Raw genomic sequence first — 23,180 nt, forward strand, 5'->3', positions numbered from 1 at the left:
ACACGCCGAAAGTAGTTGGGGGATCGCTCCCTGCGAGGATAGGACGTTGCCACGCAAGTTGACCGTGCTTAGTTGCACGGCCTTTTTTTATGCCGTTGGTGAGACGATCGTCTTAATTGGATATTTATGTTTCAAAAAGGGTAGTGGCCTGAATCCAACCAGGCCTTCACATGACGGAGAAACACCTTTCACCTCTTCTTTAGACTGGTTTCCTTAGCTCTAGTGCCTTCTTGTTCAAACTGCGAGTAACGAGTCTCTAATTGAGATGAGAGTAAACGCAAGCTGTCTTTTTTAATTGGAGACTTCTTTATAAGTCTGGTAGTAATCTATCGCGGTTAACTTTTAGCTTTCTGAATTATATTAAGTAAGTGGCTTACAATCGTTAGAATCTTTGTCTAACAGGGGTACGATATAAGTCTCCCATATGGATAAAATACTGCAGCGCAGCACACGAAAAGGCCTACAGCGTTCGGATTTTCCGAATACTGTAGGCCTCCTTACGCTTTCAAGAGGTTTACTTCACGTAGAAAGCTAGTTGTGTTCCCAACTCATTTCTTGATCGCTAGTTGATAGTACTTTTGTGCTTGCTGAGGGGAAAACTTACGGATATTGACAAGAAAGTTTTCGACTTGTTCTTTAGTTTGACCACTATCAATCAGGTCGCGAACAAGTGCCAGCCGTTCTTCATCTACTCCCTCATCACGACCTTCTTTACGACCCTCAAGAATAGCACGGCGGCGATCGTTTTCAATGTCCATTTCGTATAAGGTGCGTTGCATATATTCCTTCCTCCATTTCCGGTCCTGTTTTACGTGGGCAATCCTTTGTCTTAATTGTACGATAAAGTCATCTGCCTCATCAACTTTGCGGCCAGCAATGAGGTCCAGGAAGTTTTGGAGCTTCGGACCAACTATCTGACGAAGATTCGTAATGTCAAAGAAAAGGGTCGTCTCACCATCACGATACGGGTAATCCGGGTACTTACTGACCCGCCGCTTGATCTCGTAGCGTTGTTCTCTCAGACCAAAGGGGTCGAAACAACAGAAGAATATCACGTAGGCGTTGTCGGCCTGGCTGTAGTTTTGCCCCCGTTCAAAGGCATCGTTTGCCAAACTAGATTGGTAAAAGCGCGTTCGTTGCGGCAAGTTTTGGTGGTTAACAACCTGCATCTCGACGTCATAGCGGTTCCCTTCCTCGTCCTCGGCATAGATGTCGAAGCGCCCCCCCCTTAGCATCATGCGTACTCGTTAGTTCCTGCTGGCTATTGAGGATTGTCACCTTGCCCAGTGGTAGCTCCGGCAGCACCCGGTGGATCATCTCCTTGGTAATCACCGGATCCAAAAAAACCTTGCTGAAGATAAAGTCGTCTGTTAAGCCGGCCCGTTCCCAGCGTTTTTCTAAGTCGGTTTGTGCCATAAAAAGCCCTCCTTACATTATTCGTGGGTTGCCCCTACTTATTAAGGACGGCAAAAAGGGCTTGTTTCACTATCTTTTAGGTGGTGTCCTATTGAATGCTTGTTGGGACAGCGTTAAACTAATTAAGATGAAAATAATAGGCTTTTTAAGGATTTTCTATGGGAGGATTAGTCATGAAGATTAACAAGAAACGCCTGGTAGCAGCCTTTATGACGGCCGTATTAGCCGGCCCCGTAATGGCTACTTCAGTTGCAATGGCGGACAATAACGCAAGTGGTTCACCAGAGGAACAGGCGGATATTACCAACTGGATTGCCAACACGCCACAACAAATTTCTAACAACATGGCAATGCAACACATTAGTATGGACAACCTCAACGGGACCCGTTACATCATCCAATGGGGTGATACCTTATCTGGTATTTCCGCAGCAACAGGAATCTCCGTGGCTAAGCTGTGCTATGACAACAATATTCAAAACGCTAACCTGATCTACGCCGGTGACGTCTTGATTCTGAACCGCGATGGTGATGTCCCTGCTGGCTACACACCAGACGTTAACCCATATGCTGTGGCGCAAACAAAGGTTACCATTAATAATGGACCAACTAACGTCCACATTACCGTACGGCCACAAACAATTACCAAGAACGATGATCACTCTACCAATATTTACTCTGCCAATAACGATAACAACAACGGCAGCAACAATAATAACAATAGTGATAACACTACTGAGAATGAATCATCCAGCAGTACAACAAAGCACAAAAAGAGTACGAAGCACAATAAGGTTAAGTTGACTGCCGACAGCATTGAATCAGCCTTAGATGGTGCCAACAGCGATGATAACGTATCATTTGACACTGACAGTGACGCCGATGACAGTCATAGCATCAGTAGTAGTGTTGCTGCTGAGGTTAAGAAGGATCTTGAAAATGGTGACGCTGACGCTGCGGTAGAAGCAATTGAGGATGCTCTGCCAGATTCCGACAAGGATGTAACTGTCCACATTTCCTTGAACGGCAAGACGCTGTCATTAAGCTACAGTCAAAGTGATGATGACGATGACAGCAGTAGCGACAGTAATAAGGACAACAAGGACAACGACAGCAACGACGACGATAGCGACAGTGAAGACAGTCAAAGTGATAGCGATAGCAACAGTGACAGCAATAACCAAGCTACGACTGATGATCAAAGCACTGACTCCACTGATGAGGACGACTAATAGGAGTTAGGTATCGATGCAAAAAAAGAACAAGATTATTATTGCGATTATTGTAGTTCTCGTGGTTATCTTTGGGGGTGGTTACTTCTACGCGAGCCATTCCGTTGCACGCCACGTTCCGGGGCACGTTTACCAGTACACGTCTGTTTCGGGGAACCAGAGCGCCTACATGACCTTTGCTAAGAGCGGCGATGAGGTGGTCGTTACCCCAAGCAAATCTAAGGCACTAAAAGCCAATGATAGTCAGAGTGACTTTGAAGACGTTTACCATAGCGAATCTAAGCAGGGAACCTGGAATTACAGTGCAAAAGGCAGTAAGCTGACCCTTTCCAAGAGCCAGGATGGCAAGGTATCGCTGTGGCAATATAATCATGTCTTAGCACTTGGTAAGAAACTGCACTCCAGCAGCTTCACTTACCAGATTGCCAATGCTGGTCAGGGGGTTGACCACAAGTCCACTTCCTTTAAGCAAATTGAATAGTCGTGAAAAAATTAACCGCCTACCCTTTAAATACGGGGGTAGGTGGTTTTTCTATTTCGTAATCCGCAATAATTCTTTTAAAGCAAGCGGGAATTGGGTATAACCATTAGCGCCCAAGAAGTGGCCGCCAGTTGCCTGGACAATCAGTTTAGCACCGAGTTGGTGGGCAACTTCAACACTGCCCTTATACGGGGCAATCGGGTCATCCTTGGCCGTAATGACCGTTACCTGACCAACCTTTGGGGTAACCTTTTGGTAGTCGAGCTTGGGCTGGACGAAGCCGTTTAACTGGGGATACATTGGGAGCGGCTCATCAAATGCGCCCACCAAGAGAAGACGGGCGTCATGCAGGTTGTGCCGTTCCACAAAGCGGAGGGCACTAATGCAGCCCAAGCTGTGGGCAATAAGGATTACGCCATCCTGAGCGGGCACCTGTTGGTCAATTGCATCCGCCCATTCTCTGGGATCCGGGGCAAACGGGTTTGGCAGCATGATGCGGTCAACGGCGATGGTTGGCCTAGCAGCCTGTTCTAGCCAGGGAAACCAGTCGTCGTCCCGTGTTGATGTTCCGTGAATTAGGTAGGCTTTCTTCATTCAAACACACCTCTTTGAAATTGATTTCCCCTCTATTATAAGCAAAATGGCTTCCTAACCGCCAGCAGGGGGCAGTTAGAAAGCCATTTTCGTACATTTAGTGCATCCGCATCTGGTCCATCCGTTTAACTAGGTAGAGGATTGGTAGGCCGACGATGACAATCCCAATGAACAGGACCACGCCGGTAAAGTCATTGACGATTTCACTAGCGAGGACGAACACCCCACCGGCGATAGCGATAATCGGAATCCACGGGTACAGCGGCGTACTAAACGGCCGCGGTTCCTTGTTCCGGCGCCGGAGGATGAAGATGCCGAAGAAGGCCAGAAGATAGAAACAGTAAACGGTGAAGACACAGAGGTCCGACAGGTGGTCAGGATCAAAGAAGATCATCATGACGGTAGCCAAAACAATGATAAACATGGTGGCAACAACTGGCGACTTTCCCTTAGGCGTAACGTAAGCCAGGTAACGCGAGAATGGCAGGTCACCCCGTTTAGCCATTGCGTAGACGATCCGGGGGAAGGTGATCATTTTACCGTTCAAAGTCCCCATCATCGAGATGATGATCCCGGCCGACAGTAATTTACCACCGATGTTCCCAAATGCCTTGACAGCTAAGTAAGCCGTGGCGTTTTCACCCAAGCGGTGGATCAGGTTGACGGGGAGAAACTTGATGATACCGATGGTGATCAGGGTGTAAATGATTAGCACTGCGGTGATCCCCACGATGATGGCCTTAGGTAACAGCTTCTGCGGATTTTTCATTTCACCACCGAGGTTGGCAATTAAAATCCAGCCATCATAACCGAACAGGGTTGCCAGGACCGCAACCCCAAAGCCACCGGTTGCCTGGTGGACCTCATTGACGGTTTGACCAAAGGCATCCTGGTGCCCCCAGAAGAGCCCGAAGATGATGATCGCCGCGATCGGAATCATTTTCCCGGCCGTGGTAATGATCGCAAAGATGGCCCCCACTTTGTTTTCAAAGAGGTTCATAATCCCGATTGCCAAAACGGTAATGAAGGCGAGTGGCACCCGCCACTGGGCCCCCAGGCCAAAGAAGTTAGCCATCAGGATGCTCATGAAGCCCGCGACCGAGGCGATAATGGCGGGCCCGTAAACAATAACCTGCATCCACCCGGCTAAAAAGCCAAGGATTCGTCCGTAAATATTCTCAATATAGACGTACAGGCCCCCGGTGTAGGGCATCTGGGACCCAATTTCGGCTACTGTCAGCCCCCCAGTTAGGGTGATAATTCCCCCAAAGACCCAGGCAGCAATGGCCATGGTCGATGTTCCGGCACTGTCAAGAACCGAACCCTGCTTGAAAAAGATCCCGGAACCGATAATGGTCCCCACAACGATCGAGATTGCCGACCAGAAACCAAGCGACCGCTTCAAATCATCGTTTGTCTGCTGATTCTTCATTCCAATTCCTCCATTTCCGTATTGGCCAAGACAAAAACCCGGCCACGCTTCGTCAGATGGTGTTTGCCAAATGACTAAGCATGTCCGGGCTCGTTGTTAAACCTGTTTGATGACACACTAAAATCACTCAGCCCCGAGTAGAACTAGAGACTGAGGAGGAAGATTGTTGATTTGCTTGTTGAATATATGTCAAAGTCATAATTGCTAAGTCCTCCTGTGTATCTTTAATGTAAATTAGAATACCATTAGAATGATAAAATTGCAACATAATTTGTAACTATTTTTATCATAAATTACCAATTTATTGGGCTAATTCTTGATTAGAACGCACGTTTGCTAAACGTGTTATAATAGAAATGTCAATTAGGTGAGTGGAACATATCCCTCAACGAAAAGCGTCTCAGTTGCTCTTGCAGGTGAGGCGCCTTTTTGTTTACCCTGAATAAGGAGGAATTTTTTATTCATAGTAGCAGAATTGTCAGACGGTTAAAGAAAATTGCTTTAATAGTAACGTTGGGTGGTCTTTTGTTTGGGGTCGACACTGGAGTAATCAACGGTGCCATCCCTTACATGGCCTCGCCACAGCAGCTGAACCTCACCCCAGCAGAAGAGGGGTTGGTAACTTCCGGCATCACGTTAGGAGCAGCCATCGGGGCCCTGATCATTGGCAAGCTCGCGGATCGTTATGGTCGTAAGAAAATGCTGGTCTGTTTAGCCCTGATTTTTTTCATGGGAACGCTGATGTGTTCGGTAGCCCCCAACGCTTTTCTTATGATTATCTTTCGCTTCCTGCTGGGCCTGGCGGTCGGCGGTGCTTCTGTGATTGTCCCTACCTATCTGGCCGAGGTATCAACGGCGGCGTTGCGGGGACGGTTAGTGACCCAAAATGAGCTAATGATCACGGGCGGCCAGCTGCTGGCCTTCACGGTCAACGCGGTCTTGGGAAGCTGCTTTCCGCACGTCGGCAGTATCTGGCGGTACATGATTGCCTTCGGGATGATCCCGTCGGTCCTGCTCTTCATCGGGATGTGGCGGGTGCCCGAATCGCCCCGTTGGTCAATCATGGTGGGGCATCAAGACGCGGCCCTGCAGACTCTGGAAACAATTCGGCCGAGTCGACAGCGGAGCCTGCACGAAATTCAAAGTGTGGAGAACACGCTGCAGCGTAATCGGATGGCCCGGCACGCAACCCTCCACGACCTGAGCCACCCCTGGGTTCGTAACCTGGTCCTAATTGGTGTTGGCCTGGGGATCGTCCAGCAGTTTGTCGGCATCAACATCATGATGTATTACGGGACGAGTATCCTCATGAAGGTTGGCTTTGGTCACCAGGCCGCGCTGATTGCCAATATCGGCAACGGCCTAACTTCATTCGTTGCCACCGCGGTGGGGATGCAGATGATGTACACGGTTGACCGGCGAAAGATGCTCCTTACTGGAATCACCGGTACGGCAAGCTCAACGGCCTTCATCACCCTGGCAATCCTATTCCTGCGGAATTCACCGCTGTTACCATACATTGTGATTTGCTCAACGATGGCCTTTCTGGCCTTCTTTCAGTCTTGCGTTTCCCCAACGACCTGGGTGCTTTTGTCGGAGATCTTTCCACAAAGTTTGCGTGGCCTAGGAATGGGTATCTCGACCTTTGCACTGTGGCTGGCGAACTTCTTTGTGGGGTTCACCTTCCCGGTTATGATGGCCCGCTGGGGTGGCAGTGGGACCTTCGTGTTCTTTATTATCTGCAACATCCTTTCCCTAGTATTTGCGGCAATTTTCGCGCCCGAAACTCAGGGAAAGACCCTGGAGCAGATTCAAACAGAGTTGCGGCAGAAGGCCATGGCTAAGCACCACCACCATCACCACCACGAGTTACCCAACTACCTGGAAAACAGGTACCAAAATTAAAAAGTGGTATAGGTCTTCTATATAGTTGAAAATTACAGTGCAGTACATAAAGAGGACTCTAGCGTTCGGAAAATTCGAACACTAGAGTCTTCTTTATGCTTTTTAATGACTTGATTTGCATCGAAAAGCGTTATCTTAAGCCGCCGGCGCCTTAGCCAGCATCGGCTCCGCCAGGTTGGTCTTGAACCATTGGGTGAGGGGCCCCATGAAAAGGGCCGTGATGACGGTCCCGATTCCCAAGGTAACATTAAAGGCAAAACCAACCAGGACGCAGATACTGTCGGTGATGATCCGACAGTACTTGAACGGTAGCAGGCGGTACTTGTAGGCCGCAATCAGGGCAATTGCATCGTAGGCCGAAACACCAAGGTCCGCGGTAAAGTATAGGGCGGCAGCCAGGCAGGTAAAGACAATCCCGGCTGTCATAAGGCCGCCCCGGGCCAGCAGACCGGGATGGGGAAGCAGGACGTCCAGCAAATTATGCATCAAGTCGGCGGCCACGCCAGTCAAGAAGAGGTTGATTAAGGTCGCAATCCCAATGTAGTGCTTGTGCAAAACGAAGACGAGAGCTAGCAGTATCCCCGTCAGGATAAGGTAAAAGGTTGAATAGGTCGAGCTGAAAATATTCGCGATCCCCGTCACGAAACAGGTGAAGGGGTCCACCCCGAGATTGGCTTTTTGCAACATCCCCACGCAAAAGCCACACAGAACGACCCCACAAAAGGCCATCATAATACGCCTTGCTTGATACATAAGTCCACCTCCGCAAAAATTCGTTCAAATTTGATCATATCAAAGTAATTGTAGCGCTTACATTGCAAAAATAAATGATTGGATGTGGGATGAATTGCACATTTTGTGGACTAATGGACGGATATATAAAGCGGCCGCCAGCGCCCGGATCCTGTCGAACACTGGTGGCCGTTATCTTGTCTATTTCCGTTATTTTAAATGCGGGAAGTGGATGAAGGTCTTAAACTTCTGAAAGGGGATTGCCTGCAAGAAGGTGGTGAGCAGGATTAATAACGAACCGCAGACCGCCGCCAGCGTGAGGCAGGTCCCCAGCAGGGTTACCGCAAGCAGGGTGGCCACCAGGGGCTCAAAGGCACTCAAAATTCCCGTGGCTGCCGGTGAGATATACCGGATGCTTTGCAAAAAGAGGGTGTAGGCAAACATCGTGCCCCCAATGACGATGTAGGTGATGAGGACCCAATCCCAGGTGCTCAGGTGTGGCAGTGGGGTGGTCACTAACCACGGCAAAAGGAGGACCCCACTGATCAGCATCGCTAGCCCACAGACAATCAGGGCATCGAATTTCTGTAATAGGGGCCGGGGCAACAGGGTATAGAGGGCCGCGGCAACCGCACACCAGATCCCCCAGAAGAGGGCCGTTGGGGTCAAAGCCAGCTGGTTCAGATGGCCGCCCGTTGCCAGAAAGAAGGTTCCGACCAGGGCAATCAGGATGCTAATGCGGTCCAGCCGCCGGGGCCACTGGCGGTTAGCAAGGGCCAGCCAGAGGATGATGAAGACCGGCTGGAGGTACTGGATGACGGTCGTAGTGGGTGCGTTACTGTACTTGATCGCCAGAAAGTAGGTTAATTGGGAGTTCATCATCCCCAGGACCGCAAAGAGGACCAGGAACTTCAGGTTAAAGCGACTGCTGATTACCTGCTTGACCTGGTGGGGGAATTTGAGCAGGCTCCACAGGGTGAGGAGGACGCCCGCCACCAGGAGGCGGATACTAACCAGCCAGGTGTTAGAAATCGTGGTGGTGGAAAAGAGGTACTGGGCCGCGGCTCCCGAAATTCCCCAGAGGGACGCCCCACTCGCGGCCAACAGGATTCCCTTCGTTTGCTTACTCATCTAATCAGCCTCCTCAATAGTTTTCCCGCAATATAACATTTATTAGGGGAAATTTGAACCCGTTCATGACTAGAAAGTACTTTCTTTAAGCGGCCCCACCTTTGAAGTATAATTTAAATAAGTTTGTACAAAAGGAGTGACTGAAATGCGGTCAGTTAAAATTGGTGGAACAAATTGGCAAGCGTCCAACGTGGCCCTGGGAATCATGCGGATGGGGACCCTCCCCGTTGAAAAATGCGCCGCAACTCTGCAGGCGGCCCACGAAGCCGGGATCAACTTCATTGACTCGGCAGACATCTATGGTAATGACCCCAAATTAGGACGGGGTTCTTCGGAAATCCACTTTGGCCAGGCCTTTAAGCGTAGTGATCTGTCCCGGGAGGACTTCTTTATCCAATCAAAGGGGGGCTTGTACGCTGACGGAAACCAGATTACCCGCTACGATTCGTCGAAGGACCACCTGATTGCTGCCGTTGACGGGATCCTCCAGCGGATGGGGGTCGACTACCTCGATTCCTTTGTAATCCACCGGCCGGACCCGCTGATGGACCCGGACGAGATTGCGGCGGCCTTTGACGAGCTCCAGGCCAGCGGTAAGGTGCGCCACTTCGGCGTCTCTAACTTCAACCCGGCCCAGATTGACCTCCTCCAGGCGTCCCTTGACCAACGCCTGCTGGTTGACCAGCTCCAGTTCGGCCTCAAGCATACCGGGATGATTGACTTTGGCCTCCACACCAACATGACCGATGACGGGGCCACTAACCGTGATGGTGGCCTGCTTGAATACTGCCGCCTCCACAAGCTGACCATCCAGACATGGTCGCCGTTCCAGTACGGGACCTTTGCCGGAACCTTCATTAACAATGACCAGTTCCCCCAGCTGAACGCAGTTTTGGCCAAACTGGCTGGTAAGTACCAGGTTTCGAAAAACGCCATTGCGGTGGCCTGGATCCTTCGCCACCCGGCCCACATGCAAGTCCTGATTGGCACCATGACTCCGGCCCACATCACTGATAGTGCCGCCGGCAGCGATGTCCAGCTGACCAAGCAGGAGTGGTATGACCTCTACCTGGCCGCTGGAAACAAGCTTCCGTAATAATGCAGGACTACCAGCACTTTTACCAAAGAATCAGTGCCCCCTTCAGAAAGCACCCGCATCTTGTCACCGCGCTACGCCTAACTAACCGGGCCATTGAGGTCCTCATGTACCTGGCCTACCTGGGAATGGTCGGCGAACAGGTCTGGACCCGCCACGGAGCTGCCTGGCCAATCATCGTGGTGCCGGGGGTGAGCTTTGCGCTCTTGAGCCTGGCCCGCAACCGCCTCAATGCCCCCCGGCCGTACGAGCAGTGGCTGCTTCGTCCCCTGATCAGCCGAGAGAAGACGGGCGACTCCTTTCCCAGTCGCCACGTCTTCTCGGCCATGACGATTGCCATGGTGGCCTGCCAAATCTGGTGGCCGCTTGGCATATTCTTGGTGTTTTTAGCGGTCCTCTTGGCCCTGATTAGGGTCGTCGGTGGTGTTCACTACCCCAAAGATGTCCTGGCCGGAATGGCGGCCGGACTCGTCTGCGGGGCCCTTTTGTGGTTATTCTAGGAGAAAAAATGGATAAACAGACGGTATTTAAAAACGCAATTCTAAACGGCCTGTACAGTCAGGACTACCCTGGTCACGAGCTGTTGACGCCCCAGCTGCTGGCCAACAACCAGGCGGGGACCATCTGGCAGGTGGTCCAAGACGAACTCCAGCACTGCCAGGGCTTTACCTGGGCGGTGGCCTTTATCACGTTAGACATGCTCGTCCCGTTTAAGGCGGTGATGGCCGATCTGGCTGACCAGGGGATCACCGTAACCATCCTGACCAGTGACTACCTGGGCTTTAACCGTCCCCAGGTGTTTGCAGAGCTGGCCAAGATCCCGAACCTGACCGTCAAGATCGTTGACCAGGCGGGCTTTCACGCCAAAGGCTACCTCTTTGACCATGGTAACTTTCAGACCGTCATCATCGGCAGTGCCAACTTCACCCGGGCGGCCCTTTTGCAGAACGTGGAGTGGGCGCTAAAGGCCAGTTCGCGGGAAACCGCCGGGCTAACCGCCCAGGTCACCGCCCAACTAGCCGAGTTAAACCGCCACAGCCAGCCATTAGACGCGACCTGGCTGCAAGACTACCGGCAGCGGTGGCGGGCCCCAGTCCGACCGACTGTCACGTCCAGTAAGCATCAGCAACCAATCAAGCCTAACCAGATGCAGCGCCCGGCCCTGGCCGCATTACATGAGCTCGTGGCGGCGGGTGTTCACCGGGGACTGGTCGTTTCGGCAACCGGGACGGGGAAGACCTACCTGGGGGCGTTTGCCGTCCGTAGCTTCCGTCCGCACCGCTTCCTCTACCTGGTTCACCGGGAACAGATTGCTAAAAAGTCGTTGCAGAGCTTCCGCCGGTTCATTGGGGGCCCAGCCAGTGACTACGGCCTGCTGACGGGAAACCGTCACGACCGGGACGCCAAGTACTTATTTGCGACCGTCCAGACCCTCAGCCAGCCGGCCACCCTCAAGCAGTTGGGGCCCAAGACCCTTGATTACATCCTGGTCGACGAGGCCCACCGGGCAGCGGCTCCCAGCTACCAGCGGGTCTTTGACCACTTCCGGCCGCAATTCTGGTTGGGGATGACCGCCACCCCGGAGCGGATGGATAAGCAGGACGTCTATGCGCTCTTTGACTACCACCTGGCCTACGAAATCCGCCTGAAAGCGGCCCTGGACGCGGGGATGTTGGCGCCGTTTCACTACGTTGGCATTCAGGACTACGAACGTGACGGGGCGGTGATCACCGAGACCAGTGACCTCCGCTACTTGGTGGCTGACCAGCGGGTCAAGTACATCCTGGACCAGATGGACTACTACGGCTACTGTGGCGATCAGGCCCGGGGGCTGGTATTTTGTTCCCGGCAGAAAGAAGCGCGTGAACTAGCGGTTAAATTCAGCGCAGCTGGGCACCCGGCAATTGCCCTGACCAACACGGATAATGGGGCCCGTCGCCAGTCAGTGGTCCACCAACTAGAAAGTGGTAAGATTGAGTACATCATTACCGTGGACCTCTTCAACGAGGGGGTGGACATCCCGTCGTTAAACCAGGTGGTCATGCTCAGAAACACCCAGTCAGAAGTTGTCTTTATCCAGCAACTGGGGCGGGGACTCAGAAAGTATCCGGGGAAGGAGTACGTAACCGTCCTGGACTTTATCGGTAATTACCAGAATAACTTCCTGATTCCCCTGGCCCTGAACCACGACACGAGTCGACAGGTTGACCGGGCCCGCCAGGAAACACTCCTGCCGCCGGCAATTGGTGTGTCGACCATTAACTTCCGCCGGGTTGCGGCTGCCCGAATCCTCCAGTCACTCGAAAAGGTCAAGCTGGATTCGATGCACGAGCTCCGTCAGGCCTACCAGGACCTCCGTCACCGGCTGGGGCGAGTCCCGATGCTGGTGGACTTTTACCGCTACGGGTCGGTTTCGCCCCTGGTCTTCGCCGCCAACAGTCGATTAGCCAACTACGGTTCCTTTCTTCAAAAGGTCGGTGAGCAGGTCGAGCTGACGGCCGGTGAAAACGCGGTCCTGGCCTTCGTCACCAAGGAGCTTCTTAATGGCAAGCGGCCCCATGAGCTCGTTCTCTTGCAGCTTTTGCTGGCCGCGCCCGACCACCGTTGCGGTCAGGAGCAACTTAGCGCCGCCCTTCATGAGCGCGGGGCCTACGTGGACAGCAATGTCTTGCGGTCAATCGACGATATTCTCAGCCTGGCCTTCTTTGACGTCAAGGCCGGGAAGAAGACCAAGCGGGCGGTTTACGGGGGCCAGCCCCTCGTTACCCATCCCGACCTGGTGGATTACGCCTTCGCGCCCAGCTTGGCAGCCGCTTTGAAGCGTAATGCGCTTTTCCACCGGCTGTTTGAAGACGCCGTTGCCACCGGTCTAGCCTTGAGCAAGGACTACGACGCCCACCAGCAGTTCACCCTCTACCGCCAGTATGACCGTAAGGACGTCTGCCGGCTGTTGAACTGGCCCCTGGACGTCAGTGCGCCAATGTACGGCTACCGGGTCGGCGAGCGCGAGTGCCCGATCTTTATCACTTACCACAAGGACGACGACCAGCGGCGCAACGCTATTTATGACAACCAGCTGCAGAACGGCCAGTCCCTGCGCTGGTACACGCGGAGCCCCCGTCACCGCTCTTCGCCGGAGGTCCAACGCCTCCTGTCCGGGAAGGTCAAAATCCACCTTTTTGTCAAACGCAGCGATGCGGTGGGGAAGCAGTTTTACTACCTGGGCCCGGCTAAAATTCAACCAGGTTCGGCCAAAGAAGAGAAACTGGGGGCCAATCATAAGCCGGCGGTCGGCATGAACCTGGTCCTGACCCATCCGCTGGCAACGCGGCTGCGGCGCCTCCTATTTGAAAAGTAAAAGCAAGCAGGAATTTCTGCTTGCTTTTTTAGCATGTTGATTATATACTTAGTTACATAAGTAATTAACCAAATAACTAACGAAGGGGAGGTGCTCCTGTGCAGTTACAATTTGACGAGTCCGCACCGCTGTACCAGCAGATTGCGGCTCAACTAGAAGAGATGATCTTCACCGGCGGCTTTACGGAAGGCAGCCAGATCCCGTCGACGACCCAGCTTTCGGCCCAGCTCCACATCAACCCGGCGACCGTCCTGAAGGGGATGAACCAATTGGTTTCCAAGGGCCTGGTTGAAAAACGCCGGGGTCGGGGAATGTTTGTAGCGCCGGGCGCGCAGGACAAGATCATGCAGGCACGTAAGGACAGCTTTTATAACGACTATATCAAGCGACTCTTAGTTGAGGCCCACAAACTGGGAATCACGAAAGAGCACTTACTAGAACTAATTAAGCGAGGCGAAAACGATGGAACAATTACACATTGACCACATTACCAAACGGTACGGCCACCAGGTAGTTTTAGACGACCTGTCATTTGACCTGGCACCGGGAAAAATTTATGGCCTCTTGGGACGCAATGGTGCGGGGAAGTCGACCTTATTAAACATCATCACCAGCCGGATCTTCCCGACCGCGGGGACAATCAAGCTCGGAGACCAGGATGGCCGGGACAACGATGCGGTCTTAGGGCAGTTTTACCTGATGAGTGAAGCTAACTTGTACCCGAAGCGGACAACGGTACGGCGGATGTTTGACATGGCCGACGAATCATACGGGGGCTTCGACTACCAGAATGCGGACCGCCTGCTCAAGGAGTTTGGTGTACCAAGCACCGCCCAGCTGAGTAACCTCTCAACGGGCCTGCAGACCGCGGCCAAGCTGACCGTAGCCCTTAGTGTAAACGCCGCTTTTATTCTCCTGGATGAGCCCGTCCTGGGGCTGGATGCCAACCACCGGGAGGTTTTCTACAAGGAACTGATCAAGACCTACCAGAATAAGCCGCGGACCTTCGTCTTATCGACCCACCTGATTGATGAAATCCAACAGGTTGTCGAGCACGTCTTCATTATTGATGACCACCACCTGGTCGAAGAAGGGGACGTCCAGGCAATGCTGGACAAGGCCTACGCAATCAGTGGGCCGACCAAGGACGTTGACGAATACACGAACGGCCTGCGGGTCCTAGCTCAAGATGAGCTGGGTAACGTCAAGACGGCTTACGTTTACAACCAACTTGACGACCAGCGGATACTTCCGGACCGGGTTAAGATTGGTCACTACGACCTGCAACACTTGTTTATCTACTTAACGAATGGGGGTACGAACAATGAGTAACGCAAAGATGAAAATGGTGACGACCAACGTCTTCCACCGGCTGGGGGTGGGCATGGCGATTACCCTAGCCTGGGTGATTGGCGTCGAGGTCCTGGTCAGCCTGGCCGGGTTAATTTTCAACCATAATGTGGAATCGTTTCTGGTCACCCTCCGCGGGATTCCGGGGAACTTGACCTTCTTTATCTCGGCGGTATTGATGATCTACTTCCTGATCACCCCCTACGTGGACTTCAAGTGGGCAATCCAGAACGGTATTTCCCGGAAGACGATGTGGCGGGGGCGGTTTGTGGCCCTGTTTTTGGCAACCTTAGTGATTTACGTGGTCGACGAGTTGCTGGCCTTAACCAACCACCCCTTCCCGGGAGCGGGGACGCTTCTTGAGCATTTTCTGACCCTATTGACGGTCACCCTGACCTTCCAGGCGGTCGGTAACGGCTTTGGTATCCTGAGCCGGCGGTGGAAGTGGATCGTGGGGATTGGCCTTCCCGTCGCCCTGATCATTATCATGTGGGCGATGGCGGGCCTCTTGATCAAGCTGCTGGAAGTGGGCTTCATTAGCAACCATAACGACCAGTGGATTGGGGTCTTCGGTAACCCGGTGGTCCCTTGGGTTATCTGGCTGATCTACTTTGTGATTATCCTCTTCTTAACTAAGGTCTTTAACGACCGCCTCCAGTTACGGCGGGACTAATTAAAAAAGCGCTTCTGTGAAACATCAACTGTTTCACAGAAGCGCTTTCCCTATACTAAAACGAGCAAATTTAAGCCGGTGATCAAGGCGACCAAGAGGTAACAAACCACGGTCTGCCAGGGCCGGTTAACGTGCTCCTTCATCAGGCCCCGGTTGCCGGTGATGGCAACGAGGGGAAAGAGAGTGAAGGGCAGGGCGATACTCAAGACGACCTGGGCGTAGATGATCAGCTGCTCAAACTGGGCCTCATCGAAGTGGATGATGAAGCCGATAATCAAAATTGGGATCAGGGTCACGAACCGGGTCAGCAACCGCCGCTTCCACAAGGGAAGGCGGATGTTGATGTAGCCTTCCATGACGATCTGCCCGGCCAGAGTCGAAGTGATTGAAGAAATCAGCCCGGTGATCAGGAGGGCAAAGGCAAAGAGCCAGCTCATCAAGGGGCTGGCCAGCTTGCCAACGATGGCGGGGTTCTTCAGTCCGTAAAAGACATCCTGGAGGCTGGCGAGGTCACCGTGGTGGAAGAAAAGGGTCCCCCCAAGTACCAGCAGGAGGGCGTTGACAATCAGGGCGGCAACCAGGTGGATGACTGAGTCCCAGTTGGCAAAGCGGAGGGTCTCGGTTACCTGCTTAGGGTCGTGCTCGTCGTAGCGTCGGCTCTGGGCGAGGGCCGAGTGGAGGTAAATGTTGTGGGGCATGATCGTGGCCCCAATGATTCCCAAACTGAGGAGCAATTCGCGGTGGTTGGTCAGAATTACGGAGTGGGGCACAAAGCCCGCAGCGATGGCGGCCACTGCCGGATGGGCCCGGCAGACTTCCACGGCAAAGATTGTCCCGACCACCAGGATGGCAAAGAGGACAATAAACTCGATTCGCCGGATTCCAAAGCGGAGAAAGAGGAGGACGACCAAGACGTCGGCAATCGTCAGTAGGACCCCAAAGACAAGGGGAAGGCCAAAGAGGAGCTTCAAGGCGACGGCCGTCCCCACGACCCCGGTCAGGTCCGTCGCCATCATCGCCAGCTCGTTGAGTAGCCAGAGGACGATGCGGGTGGGCCGGTTAACCCGCCCGGCGATGGCCTGGGCCAGGTCGGTTCGGGTAACCACGCCCAGCTTGATTGACAGCGACTGCATCACCATGGCAATCAGGATGGACGAGAAGAGGACCACCAGGAGCTGGTAGCCGTAGCGACTGCCCCCGGAAAGTGAGGTTAGCCAGTTACCCGGATCCATGTAGCCCACCGCCACCAAGGCACCGGGGCCGCTGTAGGCGAGGAACTTTTGCCAGAAGGCGGATTCGTAGACGGTGGGAACCTTAACACTGCCGTTAATTTCGTCTAGACTTTTCTTCTTCATGCTTGAACCTGCTCCTTAACAAACTGGGCGATGAAGGATGCAAACGCCGGTTGGTCGTTTAGCGCCGGGACCACGTCGAGCTCTTGCCCGCCCGCTGCCCGGAAGGCCTGGTAGTTTTGGACCTGGTCTTCTTCAATAGTTTCCAGGCAGTCGGTGACGAAGGACGGTGTCGCAATCAGGATGTTACGCTTCCCCATCTGGGCCTCCTCCATCAGGGTGTTCTTCAGGTAGGGCTTGAGCCAGGGCATCGGGCCGAACTTCGACTGGTAGACCATCTTGATCTGGTCGCTGGGGATGTCCAGCCGCTTGATGAGTTCCGCCGTGGTTCGCTCAGTTTCCTCCTTATAGGGGTCACCATGCTTGACCATTGAGACTGGGATCCCGTGATAGGAGATCAGCAGGCGGTCGTACGGCTTTTTCTGCCAGGCTGTCTGGATCTGCTGGGCCAGGGCCGCGAGGTAGGCGGGTTCGTCCGCAAAACGGTCAATGACCTTGATTTTGGGGTCAACCGCCCGGACCTGGTCGATGATCGACTGGGTGGTGCTCTGAGTGAAGTGGGGGAAGAGGGATAAAACGGTGACGTGCCGACATTCCTGCTTCATTGCCGTCAACACATCAGCGATGCTAGGCTTTTCGTAGGTCATTGCCAGCCGGACGTCCCAGTCGGGCAGGTTTTTCTGCACCCGCCTGGCAAGCCGGTTGGAGTAGACAATCAAGGGGGAACCCTCTTTTAGCCAGCAGTCCCGGTAGAAGGTGGCCGACCGCCACGACCGCAGGGGAAGAATAATCCCCTTTAGGATGGGTTGCCAAACCGCCCGCGGCATAGTGACGACGTTTTGATCGCCCAGAAATTCACTCAGGTAGTGCTTGACTGCGGGAGTCGTGGGGGCCGCTGGTGACCCAAGGTTAACCAATAGTAATCCATTTTCTTTCATAATTGATAATCCTCACTTAAAAATCAGTAGTTTCCAGATGATACCCAGCATGATGAAGAAAAATTCACTGACCAGAATCAGCTGGAGGTCAATCAGGACGTTAAAGAAGGTCGTGGCCTTATCGGGCTGGGTGACAAAGACCCTTGTTCGCTGGTAGACCAGGGGAATCGTCAGAAGACTGCCGAGGGCCCAGAGGGGAAGGTAGTGGGCAGCAACCGCAATCACGATGAAGAGGTAGCTCAACGCGTAGCAGGTGATCAGGACGGTAAGGGACTTTTTGTGGCCGATGTGGTAGACCAAAGTCCGCTTACCAATGGCGATATCTTCCTTGACGTCGCAGATGTTGTTACCGAGCATGACGTTGCTGATGACCAGGATGGCGGGCAGGGCGACCACCAATCCCTTGAGCCAGAAGTCGACGTCGAAGGTCGGCAGGTTATAGATGTTGATGTAGATGGCCAGGAGGGTAATGTTATAGCCCATGGTGATCCCGGATGCCGGTTCGCCGAAGGGGGTCTTCAGGATGGGGTGGTGGCCACCCGAGTAGGAGTAGCCCACCAGGAAGCTAAGAATTCCAATCAGCAGAAGGATCCAGCCGGCCTTGATGGTCAGGTAGATGCCGATGGCCGCCGATAAGATGGTGAGACCAGCGATAATTACCCGGACCCAGGAAAGATGAATTTTAAAGTTAGCAATGATGTTATTATGGCTATTTATGGCGTTGCTGTGGTTGAAGCGGCGGTAGTCGGTGTACTGGTTATGACCATTGACGGCCAGGTGAAAGCTGACCACGGCGATGAAGAGTAGGATCGTGTCCCCCAGGTTGAAGTGGTCGTAATAATAGTAGGCAAAGGCGCACCCAATCAGGTAAGGCAGGGCCGAAATAACCGTTGTCTGTGCCTGGACCAGGGCGGCAAATTGCTGGCGGTGATTAGGCATTTCCATAAGTAAAAGCTTCCTTTTCTAGTTACTGGTTTGCCGGGCTTTGAGGGCCCAGAGAATTGAAACGGTATCGATGACTTCCTGGAGCATGGCCCCCACGAAGGCGGGAATTGCCCCTGTGCAGGCAACCAGCATCAGGATGGTGCAGATGGCAATCCCAATCAGGACCGCCTGTTTAGCAATCCGGATCGTATCCTTGGAGATGGCAACGGCCTTGGCAACCCGGGCTAGGTTATCCTGGAGGATTACCAAGTCGGCAGTTTCGCTAGCAGCCGTCGACCCGTGGGCCCCCATGGCAATCCCGACGTCGGCAGTGGCGAGGGACGGGGCATCATTGACCCCGTCACCAACCATAAAGACGGGGTGGAAGTCCGGGGTGATCCCTTTTAAGGCGGCAATCTTATCTTGGGGAAGGAGGTCCGCCTTGACGGTCGTGATGCCCACCTGCTTGGCGACGGTTTGGGCGATTGCCCGCTGGTCCCCGGTGAGCATCATTAGGTTATTCACGCCAAGGGCCTTCAGCCGTTCCATTGTTTCCTTTGCTTCGGGTCGGATGTGGTCTTCAAAGGCAATCGCCCCGTAGTACTTTCCGTCAACACTGACGTAGATGGCGGTGGTTGCCAAAGCGGCCTTGCCGTTGTCCGGGGCGGCAAAACTAAGATTGCCGGCGCGGACCTGGTGGTCTTCAATTCTTGCCGTGATTCCCTTCCCGGCTGTTTCCTCCAGGTCGGCGACGGGCGCAAGGGAGATTTCGTGTTCCGTCGCGTAGGCCAGAAGGGAGCGGGCAAGAATGTGGGACGAGTCCTGCTCGGCGCTGGCTGCCAGGTGGAGGAGGCGTTCCGTCGTGATCTCAGGGGCGGGGATAACCCGGCTGACGGTCAGGTGGCCGTTAGTGATGGTCCCCGTCTTGTCAAAGGCCCCGGTTCGGGCGCCGGCGAGTTTTTCAAGGACACTCCCTGTTTTGACAACGATCCCGTTTCGTGAGGCCCGACTCATGCCGGAGACCATTGCAACCGGGGCGGCCAAAATCAACGGGCAGGGAGAAGCAACGACCAGGACCTCCGCAAACCGGTGGGGGTTACCGGAGATTAGCCAGACCAGGGCCGAGATAACGACTGCCGCAATGGTAAAGGGCACGGCATAGCGGTCGGCTAGGCGGACAAAGTGGGCCGGGGTGCTCTCCGCCTCCTTGACCAGCTTGACTAGTTGCTGGTACTGGCTATCCTTGGCCAGGTGGTTGACCTGGAGGGTGATGGCGCTGTTACCATTAATTGAACCGGACATGACGGCGTCCCCATCCTGTTTAACCACGGGCCGGGCCTCACCGGTCAGTGAGGACTCGTCGAAGTCGCTATGACCAGCGACGATGACCCCGTCGACGGGAACGAGTTCGCCAGGTTTTACCACGATTTGGTCCCCAACCTTGACGGCCCCGACCGCTACATCGGTGATTTTCCCTTCTTTAATAAGGTGAGCATGTTGGGGCGAGTTGTCGAGTAGGGCCTTCAGCTCCGTGTTGGCCTTCTTAGCGGCGTAGTCCTCAAGGGCGTCACCCCCGGTCAGCATTACCAGGATGACCATGGCCGCCCAGTACTCACCGACGGCCAGGGTGGCAACGACGGCGAGAATAGCCAGGAGGTCGACCCCGTACTTGCCGGAACGGAGTGTTTTGACCATCCCGATGAACATCGTCAGGGCGATGATGGCACCGACGATGGTGACAATAACTTGCGCAAGAAGCGGGTAGTGGAGGCCGTATTGCAAGAAGACGGCAATGGCGGCGATGATGAGGATCACAGCGAGCTTCTGCTTATTGGAAAGACGTTTCATCTTTTTTTACTTCCCCTCAAATAATAAGAATTACTTCTATTATAATTGACTTTATAAGTGTGCGAAACGAAACTTAGCAAAAGCAGGGAACTCCAGGATATTCATGGGTACGTTATTAATCTTATGATAAGTAAATACCCCATTGATATTATATGATAATCAAAAAGAATGGCAAAGGCCCTGTGACAAGGAAATATATGTAATATCTAGGAGGACAGCAAGTTGAGAACTTATAAACGGGTAATCATGGTGGTTATCAGTGGTTTAGGAATTGGCCCTGCTCCAGATGCAGGGAAATTTATGGACCGGGGTGCCGACACGGTTGGCGACCTGAACGCCCATTTCCGGGCCCGCCTCCAGCTGCCGAACCTGAGCCGCCTCGGGCTGGCCAGGTTGCACCCGCTCTATCAAGCGGCCCCGGAGATCTTGGACCATACCCAGCAGTGGCGTGTGCGGCCCCGGGCGGTGGGTAAGAGTAGGTTGGAAGGCTACTGGGAGCTACTTGGTGTGCCCACAACGACGGAATTGACAGCCCTGCCGCGGGGCCTGGCACCGGAGCTTATCCAGGAAATCGCGCGCTTTGCCGGCCACCCGGTCCTCGTTAACCGGCCATACAGCCGGCCCCGCCTGCTTCTTGACTGGGGTACAAGGGCAGTTGCCGCTGGTGCAATCCTGGTGGCAACCAGTGGGGGCGCGGACCTGGTGCTGACAGCCCACGAGAATTTGGTCCCACCCCCGGAGCTGGAACGAGTCGGCCACTTTGCCCGGGACCTGCTTGACCGCCAGGCAGGGCTCCGGATTGGCCAGGTGGTGACGGTCCCGTTTACTGGCCGCACCCCCGTTGACTTTACCTACCGGTTGACGGACCGGCATGAGTATAACATGGCAGTGCCCCACGCCACCCTCCTTGACCAGCTAAGGGCGGCGGGAATTTACGTGAATACGGACCCACAAACGTTGACGGAAAATGGCCTGCAGGTTGTTCAACTAGGGAAAGCCGCAATGGCGGGTGAACGCCGTGATCCGGAAAAGATGGGGCAGGCCCTGATGGCGGCCGACGCGCGGCTCGGGGAGATTATCCCCCAGGTGACGAACCAGGATCTTCTGGTGGTGACCGCCGACTATGGCGCCGCCCCGGACTTTCCAGGGGACGGGCCAACCCGGGAGTGGCTGCCCCTACTGGTCTACTCACCATTAGGGGACGATTGGCGGTGGACGCCCCGGTTACTGGGGGATATTTCAATAATCGTTAAAGATAGCTTTGGTTTAAAATAAAAAAGGCCCCCAAGACAGGGACCTTAATAACATAGGAAAAGAAGGGATCTTAATTACTATGAAAATCGTCGTGATCACAAGCAGTGCCCACGTCAACGGCGCTTCAACATACCTCGCCGACCAGTTCATTGAGGGGGCAACGGACGGGTACAATGATATTTACCACTACAATGCCGTTGACCACCAGAATAACTTCGTAATGGTTGATGAGGATAACCAGGCAATTAGCCAGCATGACGACATCGACCACCTACTCGACAAGATCAAGGCGGCCGACCTGGTGGTAATGGTTACGCCCCTCTACTACTTTGGGATGAGCTCACTACTCAAGACCATCGTGGACCGCTTCTATGACTATAACAATGAACTGAGGGGTAATAAGCAGGCGGTCATGATTGCGACCGGGGCGGGTTCTGTCAACACGGCCTTTGACTCCCTGAAAATTCACTACAAGCAGATCATTGATTACATGCACTGGATCAATGCCGGAGCAATCTGGGACTTGAAGGCGCTGGCACACCCCGCAATTGATAGGTACGGCCAGGAAGCCTTTAAGCTAGGGCAAAAGTTTACCGCCGGGAATTAAAGTAAAAGGCGAGGACAATCAAGACAATCAAAATGATAATTGCCAGGCGGGGATCAGCTTTGAAGAGTTCGTGCATGGCATGGATCTGACCGATGCCCAGGGGTAGGTTGAACATTTTGCTTCCTCCTTATGGTCTTAGACCAACTATTTCTTGTGCTTCATCATCTTCCGGTATTCCGCCCGGGTCATGTGCTGGTCATCTTCCTCGGGGAACTTGACTTCCAACGTGTCGGCTGCTTGACGGTCAGTCGGGGCAGTCGGTCCAACCTGGCTCAGCATCCGCAAGGTGTCCACGGCCCGGTCGTGGTTTTCCTGGACGGTGGCCATCAGCTGCCGCTGGGTTGTTTCAACAATTGACTTGAGTGAAGCAATTGTTTCCATAATATCGTTATTCATAATCATTCTCCTCGTTAAGTTCGTTACAAATTAATATTATATGGTGAATTGGACTAAAAGGATAGGAAATTGGACCGGGAAGGACGAAATTTAGTAAATTATCGAACATAAGATGAACCGCTTTCACCTAGTCGTTATATAAGTGAAATCACAATATTTAAGTGACAAAAGCATTGTTAATCGTTAGACTTTTTAAAATATTTTTACGTTTTAGTAAAAAATGTTGCAATTGTAAAGCCTACCATGATGGGAGTTGCGACGGGTGAGTTGTAAATAGTTAGTGAAAAACTATCGTTACAAAGGTTGTAATATTGATAAATAGCACATATAATTAGTTTGATCCTAGGAATTCTACTACTGAAACTTGAAAGTATGAAGACAGACTGATCCCTTGGTATCACAGGACATATTTTAATTAATTTAATCATTTAGCTTGCTGTTAACAGCGAAACTAACCGTTT

General features: G+C 53.2%; 23 protein-coding genes. 11 read left to right on the forward strand and 12 right to left on the reverse strand.

Annotation, left to right across the window (positions count from 1 at the left end; all coding sequences use genetic code 11):
* Positions 1-548 precede the first annotated feature (548 nt).
* Both FD32_RS04695 and FD32_RS10250 read right to left on the reverse strand, forming a co-directional pair.
* The gene (locus tag FD32_RS04695; protein WP_235803766.1) at positions 549-1,235 is read right to left on the reverse strand and encodes an Rpn family recombination-promoting nuclease/putative transposase; all 687 of its coding nucleotides are present in this window, start codon (positions 1,233-1,235) and stop codon (positions 549-551) included.
* Complete coding sequence (locus FD32_RS10250; RefSeq protein ID WP_235803767.1) at positions 1,177-1,416, reverse strand: hypothetical protein; 240 nt, start codon at positions 1,414-1,416, stop codon at positions 1,177-1,179. Before FD32_RS10250 ends, FD32_RS04695 begins: the two co-directional genes overlap by 59 nt.
* A gap of 173 nt (positions 1,417-1,589) precedes the next feature.
* On the opposite strand from FD32_RS10250, the gene FD32_RS04700 reads away from it, so the two are divergent.
* Both FD32_RS04700 and FD32_RS04705 read left to right on the forward strand, forming a co-directional pair.
* Positions 1,590-2,648, forward strand: coding sequence for a LysM peptidoglycan-binding domain-containing protein (locus FD32_RS04700; RefSeq protein WP_047769977.1), 1,059 nt, complete (start codon positions 1,590-1,592; stop codon positions 2,646-2,648).
* Positions 2,649-2,664: 16 nt separating this feature from the next.
* Positions 2,665-3,129: a hypothetical protein gene (locus FD32_RS04705; RefSeq protein WP_047769975.1), complete on the forward strand. Its 465-nt coding sequence runs from the start codon at positions 2,665-2,667 to the stop codon at positions 3,127-3,129.
* A 51-nt stretch (positions 3,130-3,180) separates the two neighbouring features.
* Here FD32_RS04705 and FD32_RS04710 read toward each other — a convergent pair whose 3' ends face one another.
* Together FD32_RS04710 and FD32_RS04715 are read right to left on the reverse strand one after the other, a co-directional pair.
* A complete protein-coding gene (locus tag FD32_RS04710; RefSeq protein ID WP_047769973.1) occupies positions 3,181-3,723 on the reverse strand; it encodes an RBBP9/YdeN family alpha/beta hydrolase in 543 nt (180 codons plus the stop codon).
* A 97-nt stretch (positions 3,724-3,820) separates the two neighbouring features.
* On the reverse strand, positions 3,821-5,155 hold the full coding sequence (locus tag FD32_RS04715) for an APC family permease (protein ID WP_056962124.1): 1,335 nt from the start codon (positions 5,153-5,155) through the stop codon (positions 3,821-3,823).
* A 459-nt stretch (positions 5,156-5,614) separates the two neighbouring features.
* Between FD32_RS04715 and FD32_RS04720 the strand changes: the two genes are divergently transcribed.
* On the forward strand, positions 5,615-7,060 hold the full coding sequence (locus tag FD32_RS04720; protein WP_235803768.1) for a sugar porter family MFS transporter: 1,446 nt from the start codon (positions 5,615-5,617) through the stop codon (positions 7,058-7,060).
* Positions 7,061-7,195: 135 nt separating this feature from the next.
* On the opposite strand, the gene FD32_RS04725 is transcribed toward FD32_RS04720, so the two are convergent.
* Positions 7,196-7,813 carry a YczE/YyaS/YitT family protein gene (locus FD32_RS04725; RefSeq protein ID WP_082126077.1) on the reverse strand — a complete coding sequence of 206 codons (618 nt, stop codon included), beginning with the start codon at positions 7,811-7,813 and terminating at the stop codon, positions 7,196-7,198.
* A gap of 189 nt (positions 7,814-8,002) precedes the next feature.
* Positions 8,003-8,923: an EamA family transporter gene (locus FD32_RS04730; protein ID WP_047769619.1), complete on the reverse strand. Its 921-nt coding sequence runs from the start codon at positions 8,921-8,923 to the stop codon at positions 8,003-8,005.
* Between the two features lie 145 nt (positions 8,924-9,068).
* Between FD32_RS04730 and FD32_RS04735 the strand changes: the two genes are divergently transcribed.
* The 6 genes from FD32_RS04735 (at position 9,069) to FD32_RS04760 (ending at position 15,400) form a co-directional block, all read left to right on the forward strand.
* The gene (locus FD32_RS04735; RefSeq protein ID WP_047769618.1) at positions 9,069-10,019 is read left to right on the forward strand and encodes an aldo/keto reductase; all 951 of its coding nucleotides are present in this window, start codon (positions 9,069-9,071) and stop codon (positions 10,017-10,019) included.
* A gap of 2 nt (positions 10,020-10,021) precedes the next feature.
* Positions 10,022-10,519 carry a phosphatase PAP2 family protein gene (locus tag FD32_RS04740; protein ID WP_056962126.1) on the forward strand — a complete coding sequence of 166 codons (498 nt, stop codon included), beginning with the start codon at positions 10,022-10,024 and terminating at the stop codon, positions 10,517-10,519.
* 8 nt (positions 10,520-10,527) lie between these two features.
* Positions 10,528-13,377, forward strand: coding sequence for a DEAD/DEAH box helicase (locus FD32_RS04745; RefSeq protein WP_056962127.1), 2,850 nt, complete (start codon positions 10,528-10,530; stop codon positions 13,375-13,377).
* Positions 13,378-13,475: 98 nt separating this feature from the next.
* Positions 13,476-13,859 (forward strand): GntR family transcriptional regulator, encoded by a 384-nt coding sequence (locus FD32_RS04750; protein ID WP_047769956.1) that lies wholly within the window; start codon positions 13,476-13,478, stop codon positions 13,857-13,859.
* Positions 13,840-14,709, forward strand: coding sequence for an ATP-binding cassette domain-containing protein (locus FD32_RS04755; RefSeq protein ID WP_047769958.1), 870 nt, complete (start codon positions 13,840-13,842; stop codon positions 14,707-14,709). Before FD32_RS04750 ends, FD32_RS04755 begins: the two co-directional genes overlap by 20 nt.
* Positions 14,702-15,400: a hypothetical protein gene (locus FD32_RS04760; protein WP_056962128.1), complete on the forward strand. Its 699-nt coding sequence runs from the start codon at positions 14,702-14,704 to the stop codon at positions 15,398-15,400. Before FD32_RS04755 ends, FD32_RS04760 begins: the two co-directional genes overlap by 8 nt.
* A 50-nt stretch (positions 15,401-15,450) precedes the next feature.
* Here the strand turns inward: FD32_RS04760 and FD32_RS04765 are convergent, their stop codons facing one another.
* From FD32_RS04765 to FD32_RS04780, 4 genes are read right to left on the reverse strand one after another with little or no spacing between them, the layout of a single operon-like run.
* Positions 15,451-16,755 (reverse strand): Nramp family divalent metal transporter, encoded by a 1,305-nt coding sequence (locus tag FD32_RS04765; protein WP_047770337.1) that lies wholly within the window; start codon positions 16,753-16,755, stop codon positions 15,451-15,453.
* The gene (hemH, locus tag FD32_RS04770; RefSeq protein WP_047770335.1) at positions 16,752-17,690 is read right to left on the reverse strand and encodes a ferrochelatase; all 939 of its coding nucleotides are present in this window, start codon (positions 17,688-17,690) and stop codon (positions 16,752-16,754) included. Before hemH ends, FD32_RS04765 begins: the two co-directional genes overlap by 4 nt.
* 12 nt (positions 17,691-17,702) lie before the next feature.
* Positions 17,703-18,635: a prenyltransferase gene (locus tag FD32_RS04775; RefSeq protein ID WP_047770333.1), complete on the reverse strand. Its 933-nt coding sequence runs from the start codon at positions 18,633-18,635 to the stop codon at positions 17,703-17,705.
* A gap of 18 nt (positions 18,636-18,653) precedes the next feature.
* Positions 18,654-20,462: a heavy metal translocating P-type ATPase gene (locus tag FD32_RS04780; RefSeq protein WP_056962129.1), complete on the reverse strand. Its 1,809-nt coding sequence runs from the start codon at positions 20,460-20,462 to the stop codon at positions 18,654-18,656.
* Between the two features lie 222 nt (positions 20,463-20,684).
* Here FD32_RS04780 and FD32_RS04785 point away from each other — a divergent pair, with 222 nt between their 5' ends.
* Positions 20,685-21,737 (forward strand): alkaline phosphatase family protein, encoded by a 1,053-nt coding sequence (locus FD32_RS04785; RefSeq protein ID WP_156410638.1) that lies wholly within the window; start codon positions 20,685-20,687, stop codon positions 21,735-21,737.
* A gap of 58 nt (positions 21,738-21,795) precedes the next feature.
* Positions 21,796-22,323, forward strand: a complete 528-nt coding sequence (locus FD32_RS04790; RefSeq protein ID WP_047770317.1) for a flavodoxin family protein — start codon at positions 21,796-21,798, stop codon at positions 22,321-22,323.
* Here the strand turns inward: FD32_RS04790 and FD32_RS10415 are convergent.
* The gene (locus FD32_RS10415; RefSeq protein WP_261313276.1) at positions 22,307-22,438 is read right to left on the reverse strand and encodes a hypothetical protein; all 132 of its coding nucleotides are present in this window, start codon (positions 22,436-22,438) and stop codon (positions 22,307-22,309) included. The genes FD32_RS04790 and FD32_RS10415 overlap by 17 nt on opposite strands.
* Positions 22,439-22,467: 29 nt before the next feature.
* On the reverse strand, positions 22,468-22,719 hold the full coding sequence (locus tag FD32_RS04795) for a hypothetical protein (RefSeq protein WP_047770319.1): 252 nt from the start codon (positions 22,717-22,719) through the stop codon (positions 22,468-22,470).
* Positions 22,720-23,180: the final 461 nt, after the last annotated feature.

It is taken from the genome of Limosilactobacillus panis DSM 6035, from assembly GCF_001435935.1.
In the GTDB taxonomy this organism is placed as follows: Bacteria; Bacillota; Bacilli; order Lactobacillales; family Lactobacillaceae; genus Limosilactobacillus; species Limosilactobacillus panis.

What these genes read in the sequence shown, in the direction of transcription:
- FD32_RS04695 (WP_235803766.1), bottom strand. Translation starts at nt 1,235, where the DNA reads ATGCTAAGGGGGGGGCGCTTCGACATCTATGCCGAGGACGAGGAAGGG.
- FD32_RS10250 (WP_235803767.1), bottom strand. Translation starts at nt 1,416, where the DNA reads ATGGCACAAACCGACTTAGAAAAACGCTGGGAACGGGCCGGCTTAACA.
- FD32_RS04700 (WP_047769977.1), top strand. Translation starts at nt 1,590, where the DNA reads ATGAAGATTAACAAGAAACGCCTGGTAGCAGCCTTTATGACGGCCGTA.
- FD32_RS04705 (WP_047769975.1), top strand. Translation starts at nt 2,665, where the DNA reads ATGCAAAAAAAGAACAAGATTATTATTGCGATTATTGTAGTTCTCGTG.
- FD32_RS04710 (WP_047769973.1), bottom strand. Translation starts at nt 3,723, where the DNA reads ATGAAGAAAGCCTACCTAATTCACGGAACATCAACACGGGACGACGAC.
- FD32_RS04715 (WP_056962124.1), bottom strand. Translation starts at nt 5,155, where the DNA reads ATGAAGAATCAGCAGACAAACGATGATTTGAAGCGGTCGCTTGGTTTC.
- FD32_RS04725 (WP_082126077.1), bottom strand. Translation starts at nt 7,813, where the DNA reads ATGTATCAAGCAAGGCGTATTATGATGGCCTTTTGTGGGGTCGTTCTG.
- FD32_RS04730 (WP_047769619.1), bottom strand. Translation starts at nt 8,923, where the DNA reads ATGAGTAAGCAAACGAAGGGAATCCTGTTGGCCGCGAGTGGGGCGTCC.
- FD32_RS04735 (WP_047769618.1), top strand. Translation starts at nt 9,069, where the DNA reads ATGCGGTCAGTTAAAATTGGTGGAACAAATTGGCAAGCGTCCAACGTG.
- FD32_RS04740 (WP_056962126.1), top strand. Translation starts at nt 10,022, where the DNA reads ATGCAGGACTACCAGCACTTTTACCAAAGAATCAGTGCCCCCTTCAGA.
- FD32_RS04745 (WP_056962127.1), top strand. Translation starts at nt 10,528, where the DNA reads ATGGATAAACAGACGGTATTTAAAAACGCAATTCTAAACGGCCTGTAC.
- FD32_RS04755 (WP_047769958.1), top strand. Translation starts at nt 13,840, where the DNA reads ATGGAACAATTACACATTGACCACATTACCAAACGGTACGGCCACCAG.
- FD32_RS04760 (WP_056962128.1), top strand. Translation starts at nt 14,702, where the DNA reads ATGAGTAACGCAAAGATGAAAATGGTGACGACCAACGTCTTCCACCGG.
- FD32_RS04765 (WP_047770337.1), bottom strand. Translation starts at nt 16,755, where the DNA reads ATGAAGAAGAAAAGTCTAGACGAAATTAACGGCAGTGTTAAGGTTCCC.
- hemH (WP_047770335.1), bottom strand. Translation starts at nt 17,690, where the DNA reads ATGAAAGAAAATGGATTACTATTGGTTAACCTTGGGTCACCAGCGGCC.
- FD32_RS04775 (WP_047770333.1), bottom strand. Translation starts at nt 18,635, where the DNA reads ATGGAAATGCCTAATCACCGCCAGCAATTTGCCGCCCTGGTCCAGGCA.
- FD32_RS04780 (WP_056962129.1), bottom strand. Translation starts at nt 20,462, where the DNA reads ATGAAACGTCTTTCCAATAAGCAGAAGCTCGCTGTGATCCTCATCATC.
- FD32_RS04790 (WP_047770317.1), top strand. Translation starts at nt 21,796, where the DNA reads ATGAAAATCGTCGTGATCACAAGCAGTGCCCACGTCAACGGCGCTTCA.
- FD32_RS10415 (WP_261313276.1), bottom strand. Translation starts at nt 22,438, where the DNA reads ATGTTCAACCTACCCCTGGGCATCGGTCAGATCCATGCCATGCACGAA.
- FD32_RS04795 (WP_047770319.1), bottom strand. Translation starts at nt 22,719, where the DNA reads ATGAATAACGATATTATGGAAACAATTGCTTCACTCAAGTCAATTGTT.